12 protein-coding genes are annotated in these 14,084 nt (G+C 73.2%); 7 read left to right on the top strand and 5 right to left on the bottom strand.

Translation table 11 applies throughout. The features are described 5' to 3' along the window. Positions 1–42: 42 nt before the first annotated feature. Positions 43–1,494, bottom strand: a complete 1,452-nt coding sequence (locus ACI782_RS16205; protein ID WP_456910994.1) for a zinc-binding dehydrogenase — start codon at positions 1,492–1,494, stop codon at positions 43–45. A gap of 29 nt (positions 1,495–1,523) precedes the next feature. Here ACI782_RS16205 and ACI782_RS16200 point away from each other — a divergent pair, with 29 nt between their 5' ends. Then, positions 1,524–2,027 (top strand): MmyB family transcriptional regulator, encoded by a 504-nt coding sequence (locus ACI782_RS16200; protein WP_456910992.1) that lies wholly within the window; start codon positions 1,524–1,526, stop codon positions 2,025–2,027. 115 nt (positions 2,028–2,142) lie between these two features. On the opposite strand, the gene ACI782_RS16195 is transcribed toward ACI782_RS16200, so the two are convergent. Beyond that, positions 2,143–3,096, bottom strand: a complete 954-nt coding sequence (locus ACI782_RS16195) for a diguanylate cyclase domain-containing protein (protein WP_456910988.1) — start codon at positions 3,094–3,096, stop codon at positions 2,143–2,145. 286 nt (positions 3,097–3,382) lie between these two features. Here ACI782_RS16195 and ACI782_RS16190 point away from each other — a divergent pair, with 286 nt between their 5' ends. The 6 genes from ACI782_RS16190 to ACI782_RS16165 all read left to right on the top strand — a co-directional run bounded on the left by ACI782_RS16190 (position 3,383) and on the right by ACI782_RS16165 (position 10,018). Beyond that, positions 3,383–3,778 (top strand): STAS domain-containing protein, encoded by a 396-nt coding sequence (locus tag ACI782_RS16190; RefSeq protein WP_456910986.1) that lies wholly within the window; start codon positions 3,383–3,385, stop codon positions 3,776–3,778. Positions 3,779–4,004: 226 nt separating this feature from the next. Next, positions 4,005–4,580 carry a hypothetical protein gene (locus ACI782_RS16185; protein ID WP_456910984.1) on the top strand — a complete coding sequence of 192 codons (576 nt, stop codon included), beginning with the start codon at positions 4,005–4,007 and terminating at the stop codon, positions 4,578–4,580. 464 nt (positions 4,581–5,044) lie between these two features. Continuing rightward, positions 5,045–6,439: an aspartate aminotransferase family protein gene (locus ACI782_RS16180; RefSeq protein ID WP_456910982.1), complete on the top strand. Its 1,395-nt coding sequence runs from the start codon at positions 5,045–5,047 to the stop codon at positions 6,437–6,439. Positions 6,440–6,545: 106 nt separating this feature from the next. Then, positions 6,546–7,676 carry an alanine dehydrogenase gene (ald, locus tag ACI782_RS16175; RefSeq protein ID WP_456910980.1) on the top strand — a complete coding sequence of 377 codons (1,131 nt, stop codon included), beginning with the start codon at positions 6,546–6,548 and terminating at the stop codon, positions 7,674–7,676. A 420-nt stretch (positions 7,677–8,096) separates the two neighbouring features. Beyond that, complete coding sequence (locus ACI782_RS16170) at positions 8,097–8,219, top strand: hypothetical protein (protein ID WP_456910978.1); 123 nt, start codon at positions 8,097–8,099, stop codon at positions 8,217–8,219. Between the two features lie 272 nt (positions 8,220–8,491). Further along, positions 8,492–10,018, top strand: coding sequence for an amino acid permease (locus ACI782_RS16165; protein ID WP_456910976.1), 1,527 nt, complete (start codon positions 8,492–8,494; stop codon positions 10,016–10,018). 39 nt (positions 10,019–10,057) lie between these two features. Here the strand turns inward: ACI782_RS16165 and pruA are convergent, their stop codons facing one another. The 3 genes from pruA to ACI782_RS16150 all read right to left on the bottom strand — a co-directional run bounded on the left by pruA (position 10,058) and on the right by ACI782_RS16150 (position 14,039). Beyond that, positions 10,058–11,695, bottom strand: a complete 1,638-nt coding sequence (gene pruA / locus ACI782_RS16160; RefSeq protein WP_456910974.1) for an L-glutamate gamma-semialdehyde dehydrogenase — start codon at positions 11,693–11,695, stop codon at positions 10,058–10,060. Between the two features lie 19 nt (positions 11,696–11,714). Continuing rightward, positions 11,715–12,626, bottom strand: coding sequence for a proline dehydrogenase family protein (locus tag ACI782_RS16155; RefSeq protein ID WP_456910972.1), 912 nt, complete (start codon positions 12,624–12,626; stop codon positions 11,715–11,717). A gap of 132 nt (positions 12,627–12,758) precedes the next feature. Further along, positions 12,759–14,039, bottom strand: coding sequence for a threonine/serine ThrE exporter family protein (locus ACI782_RS16150; protein ID WP_456910970.1), 1,281 nt, complete (start codon positions 14,037–14,039; stop codon positions 12,759–12,761). Positions 14,040–14,084 lie beyond the last annotated feature (45 nt).

Genomic DNA, 14,084 nt, shown 5'->3' with positions numbered 1-14,084 from the left:
CGGGTGGCGCCCCAGGGACGGCCACTGGGGCGCCACCGCGCGTCACCGCTGGTCGGCCGCCCGGTACAGCTCCTCCGGGACCGGCTCCAGCCAGGTGGTGGGGGCCCCGCCGCCGGGCAGGTCCTCCAGCATGGCCAGGTGGCTCATGAAGGTGTCGGCGGCCGCACCGTGCCAGTGCTCCCCATCCGGCGGGCAGGCGACGGTGTTGCCGGCCCGGATGCGCAGCACCGAGCCGTCGCGGGTGCCGACCAGGCCGACGCCCCCGGTGACGTGCAGGGTCTGGCCGACGGCGTGCCGGTGCCAGTGGGTGCGGGTCCCGGGGGCGAACCGGACGAGCGCGACGGTCATCCGCGACGGCTCGGTGCCGCCGTGGATCGGGGTCGTGTGGACGTCGCCGGTGGAGTTCGTCGCCGGCCTCGTGACCGTCGGGCGGACGGGCTGCAGTGCCATCGCGGGTCCTCCGGCGGGTCGGACGGTGAGCAGCGTCTTGATCGCGCGCCGCTCGTCCATCGCCTGGTACCCCTCGGCCGCCCGGTCCAGCGGCAGGGTGAGGTCGAAGACCTTGCCCGGGTCGATCTCGCGACTGCAGATCAGCTCGATCAGCTCGGGCAGGAAGCGGCGCACCGGGGCGGGGCCGCCGTGCAGGTGGACGCCGGAGAAGAACAGCTCGTCGCCGGGCAGCGCGACGTCGTGGGAGACGCCGACGTAACCGACGTGCCCGCCGGGGCGGGTGGCGCGGATGGCCTGCACCATCGACTCCTGGGTGCCCACGGCCTCGATCACCGAGTGCGCGCCCAGCCCGTTGGTCAGCTCCTTGACGGCGGCGACGCCGGCGTGGCCGCGCTCGGCGACGACGTCGGTCGCGCCGAACTCCCGCGCCAGCCGCTGCCGGGACTCGTGCCGGCTCATCGCGATGATCCGCTCCGCACCCAGCTGTCCGGCGGCCAGCACGCCGAGCAGGCCGACCGCGCCGTCGCCGACGACGGCCACGGTCTTGCCGGGGCCGGCCTCGGCGGCGACGGCGCCGAACCAGCCGGTGCCGAGCACGTCCGAGGCGGCCAGCAGGCTGGGCACCAGGTCGTCGTCCGGCAGACCGGGGGTGGCGACGAGAGTGCCGTCGGCCAGCGGGATCCGGGCGTACTCGGCCTGGGTGCCGAGCGCGCCGACCAGCTCGGCGTGCACGCAGCGGGACTGGTAACCGGCCTGGCAGATCTCGCAGGTGTTGTCGGAGGCGAAGAACGAGCCGACGACGAACTGGCCCGGCTCGACGGTGCGCACGTCGCTGCCGACCTCTTCCACGATGCCGACGTACTCGTGCCCCATCGGCGCCGGGCCGTTCACCGCCTCGATGCCGCGGTAAAGCCACAGGTCCGAGCCGCACACACAGGTGGCGGCCAGCCGGATGAGCGCATCGGTCGGCTGCTCGATCGTCGGGTCCGGCCGGTCCCGAGCGGGTGTTCCGCGGCGACTGACCCCCGAACACCCGACCCCCATGAACTCCCGGTCCAAGCGCCAACGGCCCGCTGGACGTCGTCGCCGCCAACACCCTGGCCCGGGCGCTGTACTCACCGGTGCTCGACGAGCCGCGGTGGCGGGCGAACATCGCCCGCTTCCAGTTCCTCGACCGGCGGGCGCGGGACTACCACGTGGACTGGGACGCCGCGGCCAACGTCACGGTCGCGCTGCTGCGCACCGAGGCCGGCCGCGACCCGTACGACAAGGACCTGCGTGAGCTGGTGGGGGAGCTGTCGACCGTCAGCGAGGAGTTCCGCACCCGCTGGGCGACGCACGACGTGCGGCTGCACCAGGCCGGGGTGAAGCAGTTCCGGCACCCCGCCGTCGGCACCCTCGAGCTGGTGTACCACAGCTTCGACCTGGCGACCGCGGAGCAGGGCGAGCTCGCCCTGACCGTCTACACGGCCGAGCCCGGGACGCCGAGCGAGGACGGGCTCAAGCTGCTGGCCAGCTGGGCGGCGACCCACGTGACCACCGCCGCACCCGCCACCTCAGCAGCAGACAAGACCTGACCGGGCACCGGGACGGCCGGGCGCCTGGACCGTCACCCGACCAGCGATCAGGTCGCGAGGCAGCGGACGCGGCCGGAGGGCCTCCGGGGCCCAGGGCGTGAGTGTGTGCGCTGAGCTAGGGGCGCGACGGTGCGGTGGGCGGCGTCCGGCGGGCGCGGCGAACGGTCTTCACGCCGTACATCGCGAGGTCGGCCTCGGCCATGAGCGCATCCGGGTCGTTGCCGGGCCGCCCGATCGCCGAACCGATGCTGGCGCCGATCCGGACCAGGGTGCCGGCGATCCCGAACGGCTCGTCCATCCGGGCCTCGAGGGCCCGGACGCGCTCGGCGAGGGAGCCGGCATCGGTTCCCCGGAAGAGCACGACGAACTCGTCGCCGCCGAGCCGCGCCACGACGTCCTCGGGACCGGCGACCTCGCGCAGCCGCTCGGCGACGCCGGTCAGCAGGCGGTCGCCGGCCGCGTGGCCGTACCGGTCGTTGACCGCCTTGAAGTCGTCGAGGTCGCAGAAGAGCAGCCCGCACCCACCGCCGGTCGCGGCGTCCAGGTGGCCGCCGAGGACGGCGAACAGCGCGCTGCGGTTGGCGACGCCGGTGAGCGGGTCGGTCATCGCCAGCCGGTGGGTGTGCGCCTCGCGCTCGCGGTGCACGGTGACGTCGATGCCGATGAAGGCGACCGCACAGGGCGCGCCGTCGTCGCGGGCGAGGACGCTGGTCTGCAGCTCGACCCTCCGCCGCTCGCCGTCCCCGGCGAGCCAGTCGACCTCGCCGGGGATGGCCGGTCTGCCCGCCAGCACGTGGGCGACGCCGGCGCGGGCGAGCTCGACCTCCTCGGGCTGGACGACGACGTCGTAGAAGAGCGCCCCGACCAGCTCCTCCCGGGTCCGGCCGGTGAAGCGCTGCAGGGCGGGGTTGGCCAGCATGACGCGGCCGCCGGCGTCGCACACGAGGACGATCGCGGCGGTCGCCTCGAGCGTCGCCCGGGCGAGCCCGTCGAGAACGTTGCCGGGCACGCTGACGGTCGCCACGCGGCCGCCGGTGGGCGGCTCCGGTGAGGGTCGGTGTGCGTGCACGGTGGACGGCTCCTCTGGTGGTGGTCCTGCCCCACCACCATCGGCCGCGCGGCGAGGGAGGTTGAGGCCTTCCCCCCTCGGAGGGAGGCCGCGCTCGTCGTCGATCCGGTCGGCCGGCTCCGGCGCGGCCCCGGCCGGTGTGGACCCGGGCCGGCCGCAGGGCGGCCGCGGTGGCCGGCCGGACAGCTGCATCCACGAGGCGTCGCGCAGGCGAAGACACCGGTGCAGCGGCGGACAGGCCGGCGGGCGCCCGCCGCCAGGAGGACCGCCGGAGAGGAGCGTTGCCGTGACCACGGCTGACCGGCCCGCCGAGCCGAGTGTGGACGGCGTGTTCGACGACCTGCTGGCGCTGTCGACCAGGACGGGAGAGGACGGCACGGTCACCGTGACGGCCGCCGGGGAGGTGGACACCTTCACCGCTCCGCTGTTGCGTTCGGTGCTGGACCCCCAACTGCAGCGGCAGCCGACGGAGCTGGTGATCGACCTCTCCGGGGTCCAGTTCCTGGGCTCGGCCGGCCTGGCGGTGCTGGTGGAGACCCAGAAGTCGGCGCTCGACCGCGACGTGGCGCTCCGGCTGATCACCACCACCGGCGCGGTGACCCGCGCCCTGACGGTCACTGGCCTGATCGACCTGTTCACCGTCACCGACGACGCGCATCGCCGGCAGAGGGAAGCCGGGTGATCCGCCGGTTGGCCGCGGCCCCCAGGGCTCGACCTGCCGCGTCGTGACCCGCCCCAGCGGGGAGGTCGGCCCGGCGGACACCGGGCCGATCCGGTCGGTGAGGGGCAGAGCGAGGACCGCACGCAGGACCCGCAGGATCGTCACCGCACGGTCACAGCGCACGCACAGTCTGTTCGCGGACGGTGAGCGGACGGCCGGAGACACCGGCCCATGACAAGGAGCACACGTGCGCAAGAAGTTCGTCATCGCCGCCACCGCCGGCGCGCTGACCCTCACCGGCCTGGCCGTGGCCGCACCGGCGCTGGCCGCCACAGACACCACCGAGGATGCGACGTCGTCCCCGATCGACCACATCAGGGACGCGCTGGCCGGCCTGGTCGGCGACGGCTCGATCACCCAGGAGCAGGCCGACGAGGTCGCCACCACCCTCGACGAGGCCGGTCTGGGCGGCGGTGGGGGACACCACGGCCGGGGCCCGGACCTGGCCGCCGCCGCCGAGGCGCTCGGCATGAGCGAGGACGACCTGCACACCGCCCTCGAGGCCGACGGCGCCACGCTGGCCCAGGTCGCCGAGGACAACGGGGTCGCGGTCGACACCCTCGTCCAGGCACTCGTCACGGCCGAGCAGGAGCGGATCGCCCAGGCCGTCACTGACGGCCGGATCACGCAGGAACAGGCCGACGAGCGGCTGGCCGACCTGGAGCAGCGCGTCACCGACCGCGTCGACGCCGCCGTCGACGACCGTGGGCCGGCCGACCGGGACGGGACCGACAGCTCGCCGGACCAGTCCGCTGACGACTGACCTGCGCCTGCACCGATGAGCGGCGCCGTCCTCCCGCAGGACGGCGCCGCTCCGCCGTCCTCTCTCGCGGTCGGTGCGGACAGCCCCGACCGAGCGGGTCGCGAGCGCAGGTCCCGAGCGGTCCGTCGGGAGCAGTGCGCACCTCGGGCCGACCGGGCGACCGTTGGCCAGGGGTGAGCAACGCTCGTCGCCCGACGCGATGTCGGACGGGTGAGGCGGAGCGACACAGATCGTCTGGTGACTGTGGGGGAGGTGTCCGCAGACTCAGGTCATGTCGACGACCGGTACGAGCGCGACGGCGCCCTCCGGTGCACGCGTCCTGGTCGCTGATGGGGCGTCGATCCGGAAGGAGAGAGGCCCGCGTTCCGAGGGGACGAACCGGGCGATGGCGCGGGACGCTGCTGCCCGGGCGCTCTCCCCGAACGTCTGACGTCCCTCCGACCCGAAGCCACGAGGAGCCTGGGATGACCACCTCGATCGAGCAGCCTCCGGCCGGCGTGCCGGACGTGACGGCGGCGCGTGCCGCGGACCACCTGTGGATGCACTTCGCCCGCCAGGGCCTCCACCCGGAGCGGCCCATCCCGGTGGTCACGCGCGGGGAGGGTGCCCACATCTGGGACAACCGGGGCCGGAAGATCCTCGACGGCCTGTCCGGGCTGTTCGTCGTCCAGGTCGGGCACGGGCGGCGGGAGCTGGCGGAGGTGGCCGCGAAGCAGGCCGCCGAGCTGGCGTACTTCCCGGTGTGGGGCTACACCACGCCGGTGCAGGCCGAGCTGGCCGAGCGGATCGCCGACCTGGCGCCCGCCGATCTGAACCGCGTCTTCTTCACCACCGGCGGCGGCGAGGCGGTGGAGTCGGCGTGGAAGGCCGCCAAGCAGTACTTCAAGCTGATCGGCAAGCCGGGCAAGCACAAGGTGATCAGCCGCGCGGTGGCCTACCACGGCACCCCGCACGGGGCCCTGGCCATCACCGGGCTGCCCGCCATGAAGAGGGACTTCGAGCCCCTCGCCCCGGGCGGCTTCCGGGTGCCCAACACCAACCTGTACCGGCACCCGGAGTTCGCCGACGACCCGAAGGCCTTCGGCCGCTGGGCCGCCGACCGGATCGAGGAGGCGATCCTGTTCGAGGGCCCCGACACGGTCGCCGCGGTGTTCCTCGAGCCGGTGCAGAACTCCGGCGGCTGCCTCACCCCGCCGCCTGGGTACTTCGACCGGGTCCGCGAGATCTGCGACCGGCACGACGTGCTGCTGGTCTCCGACGAGGTCATCTGCGCCTTCGGCCGGCACGGGGCGACGTTCGCCTGCGCGAAGTTCGGCTACACCCCCGACCTGATCACCTGCGCCAAGGGGATGAGCTCCGGCTACGGCCCGATCGGCGCGATGATCGCCTCGGAGCGGGTGATGGAGCCGTTCCTGCGCCCGAACGTGGCCTTTCCGCACGGCTACACCTTCGGCGGCCACCCCGTGGCGGCGGCGGTCTCGCTGGCCAACCTCGACCTCATGGAGGACGAGGGGCTCAACCAGCGCGTGCTGGACCACGAGGCCGCGCTGGGCGCCACCCTGGGCAAGCTGCTCGACCTGCCGATCGTCGGCGACGTCCGCGGCGACGGCTACTTCTGGGCCGTCGAGCTGGTCAAGGACAAGACGACCCGGCAGACCTTCGACGCCGCCGAACGGGAGCGGCTGGTCCGCGGCTTCCTGCCCGGCGCGCTGTTCGAGGCCGGCCTGTACTGCCGCCCCGACGACCGCGGCGACGTCGTGGTCCAGGTGGCTCCGCCGCTCATCTGCGGTCAGGCGGAGTTCGACGAGATGGAGCAGGTCCTGCGGCACACCCTGACCGAGGCCCAGACGCTGGTCTGACGCGGGAGCCCGCCCGTTCCACCGGGTCCCGACCGCATCCGGCGGCGTGACCCTCGACGACCGCACCGGTGCCACCGCACCGGGCCCCGACCGGAGGAGATCCGCCATGAGCACGCTCGTCGTCGGCGTACCGAAGGAGATCAAGGACAACGAGAACCGGGTGGCGCTCACGCCCGACGGCGTCGTGGAGCTGGTGCACGACGGTTCCCGGGTGGTCGTGCAGGCCGGCGCCGGCGCCGGGTCCCGGTTCTCCGACGAGGAGTACGCCGCCGCCGGCGCCGAGGTCGTGCCGAGCGCCGACGAGGTGTTCGCCGCGGCCGAGCTGATCGTCAAGGTCAAGGAGCCGGTGCCCGCCGAGTACGACCGGTTCCGCGACGGCCAGCAGCTGTTCACCTACCTGCACCTGGCCGCCGACCGTGGCCTGACCGAGTTCCTCCTCGCCCGGCGGATCGACGCCATCGCCTACGAGACCGTGCAGACCGCCGACGGCAGGCTGCCGCTGCTGACCCCCATGAGCGAGGTCGCCGGACGGATGGCCGTGCAGGCCGCCGCGCACCACCTGGAGAACCCGGCCGGGGGAGCGGGGATCCTGCTCGGCGGCGTGCCCGGCACGCCGGCGGCGAAGGTCCTCATCATCGGCGGCGGGGTGGCCGGCACCGAGGCGGCGAAGATCGCACTCGGGATGCGGGCCATCGTCCGGGTGCTGGACACCAACCCCAGCCGGCTGGCCTACCTGTCCGACATCTTCGGCGGGCGGCTGGACCTGGTGACGCCCAACCGGGCCCGCACGGCGGCCTACGTCGCCGAGGCCGACGTCGTGATCGGCGCGGTCCTCGTGCCCGGCGCCAAGGCGCCCAAGCTGGTCAGCCGGGAGATGATCGCCGCGATGCGCCCGGGCAGCGTGGTCGTCGACATCGCCATCGACCAGGGCGGCTGCTTCGAGACCAGCCGGGCGACCACCCACTCGCACCCGACCTACGTCGAGGAGGGCGTCACCCACTACTGCGTGGCCAACATCCCCGGGGCGGTCGCCCGCACCTCGACACAGGCGCTGACCTCGGCCACGCTGCCGTACCTGGTCCGGGTCGCCCGGCACGGCGTGGCCGGCGCCGCCCGGACAGACCCCGCCCTGCGCCTCGGCCTGAGCACCCTCGCCGGGAACCTGGTCAGCCGGCCGGTCGCCGAGGCCCACGACCTGGCCCACACCGACCCCGCCGAGCTCCTCGTGGCACGGTGAGGCGTCGGGCGGGCGAGCGCATCCCGGCCACAGGTGTGGGGACGCCGGCGTCGCCCCCGAGGACGTCGCCGACGGTCGCGCTGGGGGAGGAACGGGCGACGGCGCACCGGGCGACGGCAGCGTGCGGGTCATCACGCCTGCGACGCGCGACCGGAGCCCGGCGCGGTCATACGGTGGGGGAGGAGCTGGGACGCCGAGCCGTGTCTCCGGCGTCCCGTCCGATCGACGAGAAGCAGAAGAAGAACAGTGTCCCCAGAACGCGAAGACCCCCGCACGCCCCGCCACGGATCCCTCGGCGCACAGCCGGGCGGAGGACCGCTACCGAATCGGACGTCCGGATCGGCAGCCGCAGGGAGTTGGACCTGGCGCCTGGTGCGCAGCCTGGTGCTCCTCGACTCCTGGACCCCGGCCACCCATCGCATGAGCTCTCCGCAGGCTGCACGGAGACACCTGCGAGCCGAGTGGACCCGCTCCGGCGACCTCACCGACCCGCAGGCCGCTGCGCTCCTGGCCCTCGACGAGACGACTCCCTGGGAGGTCTGACCGGCGCCTCGGGGGCATGACCTCGGGACGCGCTGCCGACGGTGGGGGAGAGCCCTCAGCGGTCGGTCCGGGAGGCGAGCGGCCGGCCCCGGCGGCCGCCGATGCGGACTCGGACCGGCGTGTCCGACAGCCCGCCCGCGCGCCGGACGGCGCACGCGCACGTGACGTCACAGAGGGGAGTCGTTGCGCTGGCGCGGCCCCGGCGGTCCGGACCATCATTCTCGTGAGCTCGCCTGACCCCACCGACTCGTAGCAGGACGAGGGGAGCGGACATGGCGCACGGTCCAGCTGCCGGCGACGGCAACCTCCACAAGGGGCTCAAGCACCGTCACCTCACGATGATCGCGATCGGCGGTGTGATCGGCGCAGGCCTCTTCGTCGGCTCGGGCGCGATCATCGGCGAGGTCGGCCCCGCAGCGTTCCTCACCTATGCCCTCACCGGCGTCCTGATCGTGATGGTCATGCGGATGCTCGGCGAGATGGCGGTCGCCAACCCCTCCACGGGGTCCTTCGCCGACTACGCCCGGCAGTCGCTCGGGGGGTGGGCGGGCTTCAGCGTGGGCTGGCTGTACTGGTACTTCTGGGTCATCGTGGTCGGCTTCGAGGCCGTGGCGGGGGCGGGCATCCTGCAGCGCTGGTTGCCCGGCGTCCCGCTGTGGGTCATGGCGCTCGGCCTCATGCTGCTCATGACGGCGACGAACCTGTTCTCCGTGGCCTCCTACGGGGAGTTCGAGTACTGGTTCGCCGGGGTCAAGGTCGCCACGATCGCGGTCTTCATCGCTCTGGGCACGTTCTTCGTGCTGGGCCTGTGGCCGGGTCGCGACCTCGACTTCTCCAACCTCACCGAGCACGGCGGCCTGTTCCCCAACGGCGTCGGCGCACTCTTCTCGGGCATCGTCATCGTGATCTTCTCGATGGTGGGCGCGGAGATCGCCACGATCGCCGCCGCCGAGTCCGCAGAGCCGGAGCGCGGCATCGTCAAGGCGACCAACTCCGTGGTCCTCCGGATCTCGATCTTCTTCGTGGGTTCCATCTTCCTGCTGGCCACGATCCTCCCGTGGAACTCCACGGAGCTCGGAGGTTCGCCGTACGTGGCCGCGATGGAGGAGATGGGGATCCCGGCGGCGGCAGAGATCATGAACTTCGTCGTGCTGACCGCGGTGCTGTCCTGCCTGAACTCGGGCCTCTACACCGCGTCGCGCATGCTCTTCGTGCTGGCCGCCCGGCACGAGGCGCCGGCTCGGATGCTGGCGGTCAGCAGGCGCGGGGTGCCCGCCTGGGCGATCCTGTCGTCCTCCGTCATCGGGTTCCTCTGCGTGGTCGCCGCGTACGTCTCGCCGGACCAGGTCTTCCTGTTCCTGCTCAACTCCTCCGGCGCGATCATCCTGTTCGTCTACCTGCTGATCAGCCTCTCCCAGCTGCGGATGCGGCCGACGATCCCGCCGGAGCGGCTCCGGGTGAAGATGTGGTTCTACCCCGTCCTGACCCTGCTCACAGCGGTGGCCATCGTCGCGATCCTCGTGCAGATGTTCATCCGGGAGAGCACGCGGTCGCAGATCCTGCTCAGCCTGCTCGCCTGGGCGCTCGTGCTCGTGGCCTACGCCGTCCGGCGCCGGGCCATCGGTGACGCCCACACGACCGAGCAGGGGGCGGCCGCGGAGTCCCGCGCCGACCGGTGGATGCACGAGCACGGCGCACCCGCGGACGTCGAGGTCGACGCCGCCGTGGGGGAGGGGCGGCTCGACCCCGCCGTCATCCGCCGGATGGACGAGGAGGGCTATCCCACCGAGGCGCCGTGACCCTCCCGCGGGCGCAGGGCGCCTCGAGCAGGGACGGCGTCAGCCCATGTGCGGGTAGCGGTAGTCGGTGGGGGGCACGAACGTCTCCTTGATCGAGCGCGGCGACACCCACCGCAGGAGGTTCAGGATCGACCCGGCCTTGTCGTTGGTGCCGCTGGCCCGGGCACCGCCGAAGGGCTGCTGTCCGACGACCGCCCCGGTCGGCTTGTCGTTGACGTAGAAGTTGCCGGCCGAGAACCGCAGCACCTCCATGGCCTCGACGATCGCGGCACGGTCCTGCGCGATGACCGATCCGGTCAGCCCGTACGGCGCGGCGTCGGCCGCCTCGCGGACCACCCGGTCGTAGTCGGCGTCGTCGTAGACGAACACCCCGAGGATGGGGCCGAAGTACTCGGTGGTGAAGACCTCGTGCTCGGGGTTGTCGGCCTGCACCAGCGTGGGGCGGACGAAGAAGCCCTCGCTGTCGTCGGCGGTGCCGCCGGCCAGGACCTCCACCCCCTCCTCGCCGCGGACCCGGTCCAGGACGCCGGTGAGGCGGTCGAAGGAGCGCTGGTCGATGACCGCGCCGAGGAACACCGTGAAGTCGGTGACGTCCCCCATCGGCAGGTTCTCGACCTCGTCCAGGAACGGGTCGCGCAACCGGTTCCACACCGAGCGGGGGATGTAGGCGCGGGACGCCGCGGAGCACTTCTGCCCCTGGAACTCGAACGCGCCCCGCACGAGTGCGGTGCGCAGGACGTCGACGTCGGCGGAGGGGTGCGCGATGACGAAGTCCTTGCCGCCGGTCTCCCCGACCAGGCGCGGATAGGCCCGGTAGGTCCGCAGGTTCTCGGTCACCGTCCGCCAGAGGTGCCCGAAGGTCGCCGTCGAGCCGGTGAAGTGGATGCCGGCCAGGTCGGGGTGGACCAGCGCGACCTCACTGACCGCGCGTCCGTCGCCGGTCACCATGTTGATGACCCCGGGCGGGAGGCCGGCCTCCTCCAGCACCCGCATCGTGTGGTGCGCGGCGAGCTGCTGGGTGGGGGAGGGCTTCCAGACCACCGTGTTGCCCATCAGCGCGGGCGCGGTGGGGAGGTTGCCGGCGATGGCGGTGAAGTTGAAGGGGGTGATCGCGAGCACGAAGCCCTCGAGGGGTCGGTGGTCGAAGCGGTTCCAGACACCGGGTGAGCTCATCGGCTGCTCGTCGAGGATCTGCCGGCCGTAGTGGACGTTGAACCGCCAGAAGTCGACCAGTTCGCAGGGTGTGTCGATCTCGGCCTGGTAGCAGGTCTTGCTCTGCCCGAGCATGGTCGCCGCGGCGAGCGTGTGCCGCCACGGCCCGGCGAGCAGCTCGGCCGCCTTGAGGAAGACCGCCGCCCGGTCGTCGTACGACATGCGCTGCCACGCCGGAGCGGCGGCGCGGGCCGCCGCCACGGCATCGGCGACGTCGTCCGGCGTCGCGTTGTGGAGCGTGCCGAGCACGGCGTCCTTCCGATGCGGCTGGACCACGTCGATGGGCTCACCGCCGCCGCGGCGCTGTTCGCCCCCGATCGTCATGGGGAGTTCCGCCCGCTCGGCGGCGACCTGCTTCAACCGCTCCTCGAGCGCGGCCCGCTCGGGGCTCCCGGGCGCGAAGTCGTGCACCGGCTCGTTGACGGGCGGGGGGACCTGGGTGACGGCGTCGAACACGACGATCACGCTCCGGGTGTCGAGGACTTCACCTACCCGCGAGGGCGCGTAGGAAGAACAGCAGGTTGGCCGGGCGCTCCGCCATCCGGCGGGTCAGGTACGGGTACCAGGCGGAACCGAACGGGATGTACACGCGGACCCGGTGACCTGCCTCCACGAGTTCCCGCTGGAGATCGCGGCGGATGCCGTACAGGAACTGGAACTCGTACTCCTGCGGGTCCTTGCCGGCCCTGACGGCGGCCTTCCGGGCGTAGCTGACGAGCTCGTCGTCGTGCGTCCCGAACGCGGGATCGGAGCCGTGCCGGAACAGCCAGTCGGTGAGGAACACGAACTGCGCCCGGATCTCGGCCTTGCCCCGGTGCGCGACCTCGACCGGCTCCGCGTACGCGCCCTTCACCAGTCGGACGCGTGGCTTCAACGGCGCCAGGCCCTCCAGGTCCACGGGGGTGCGGCGGAGCGCGGCCTGGATGGCGAGTCTCGTCTGCGGGTGCGCGGTCGCGGCCTCCCGGAACAGCGCCAGCGTGTCCGACACCAGGCTGCTGTCCTCCATGTCGATCTCGACCGGGACGCCCACCGCCTTGGCCTGGCCGAGGATCTCGTTCAGGTTCGCCGCGCAGGCACCCCGGTCCACGGTCTGGCCCAGCTGGGAGAGCTTGATGGAGATGCCGGCGTCCAGGCCGCGCGCAGCGATCGCCTTCGCAGCTGCCTCGTACTCCGCGACGGCGGCGCTCGCGCCGGGCAGGTCGGTGACCCCCTCCCCGAGGAGGTCGAGGATCCCGCCGATCCGCTGCGAGTTCAGCGTCGCGGCCACCTCGAGCGCCTCGTCGAGCCGCTCCCCGGCGACGAAACGGTGTGCGGCCCGCCGGGCGATCGGGTTCCCCGTGACCTGCCGCTGGAGCTTGGGGCTGGCGGCCGCCCACATCAGCACTCGGTTGACCATCACGCCTCCCGTTCCGGGTCTGACGGGCGTTCCGGGGCTGCGACGGAGCGCCTCCAGTGAAGCGCGACCGGGCGCAGACCGGAAGCGGCCACGGGCCTCCGGTGCGGGCATCGGCAGACCGGGGCCTGGCCCTCAGTCCACGGTCCTGGCCCGGCGGCGGACCCGCCGGTCGTAGCGGTCACGTCCGCCTCGCAACGGCCGGCCGAGGTACTCGCCCAGCGTGACGCCGGCGGCGAGGGCGAGCCCGACGGCCGCGGCTCCGACCAGGTCGGCGAGTCCACCCGGGATGTCGGCCTCCACGACGATCGCGAAGAGGCCCCGGTAGATCGCCAGCCCGGGCAGCAGCGGGACGATGCCGCAGACCGCGACGAGCAGCGGCGGCATCCGGAGCCGCTCGGTCAGCAGCTCTCCGCAGAACCCGACGGCGGCGGCCGCGACCCCGCTGGCGACCGCGGGGCCGCTGCCCAGCGCGCTGGCCGCCCAGAACGCCGTCCAGGCCAGTCCTCCGGCCAGTGCGGCGAGGGCGATGGCGCGCGGCCGGGCATGGGAGGCCAGTGCCCAGGACCCGGCGATCCCGGCCGACGCCGCCAGCCCGACGGCGAACGGCGCTGCCGAGGACGAGGTGGGGGCGACGTCCAGCAGGAGCCGGGCCCGCTGGGCGAGGTCGAGCACGCCGGCGATGCCCACGACGATGCCGGCGGTCAGCGTCATCACCTCGAAGGCCCGCGCGGCCGCGGTGACCGGGAAACCGCTGATCGCATCCTCGGCGGCACTGACCAGCGACAGCCCGGCGAGGAGGACGACGATGCCGGCGGCGACGACCAGCGAACTGCGCACGTCGACGTCCCACGCGACCAGGAGGACGGCGACGCCGGTGGCGAGCGCGGCACCGGCCACCTGCTGGAAGAACAGCGGCAGCCCCCTCCGGTCGAGCACCCGCATCGTCTGCGCGACCACGGCAGTGGTGAGCGCCGCGATGAGGGCCACCAGCCATCCGCCCCCGAGGAGGAACCCCAGGGACCCCGCGACGCCGGCCCAGCCCAGTGCGTGGACGGTGCGGCGATAGGTGGCGGGTGCCGACACCACCCGGTCCAGCCGGCGGTGTGCCGCCTCGATGTCGAGTCCACCCGCGCCGACCGCGCGGGCCAGGTCCGTGACGCCCTGCAGGCGCGTGTAGTCCATCCCGCGCATGCGGACGGTGCGCATCGCGGTGAGGGGCACCGCGTTCTCGCGGTCGTAGCTGACCACCAGTGACGTGAACGTGACGTCGACCTGGCAGCTGGTCAGCCCGTAGGCGGCGGCCACCCGGAGCACCGTGGCCGTCACGTCGGCCGCAGAGGCCCCGATGGCCAGCATCGACTCCCCGATGCGCAGGGCGAGGCCCAGCGCGGCGTGCGCGGTGAGGTCGTCCATCGAGCTGGGTTGAGCCCGCAGGCCGATGGGCGCGGTCGGCGGCCC

The sequence above is a fragment of the Geodermatophilus sp. SYSU D00703 genome (assembly GCF_054050155.1).
The sequence above is the reverse complement of the archived record's forward strand: the minus strand, read 5'-3'. Positions and strand labels throughout refer to the sequence as shown.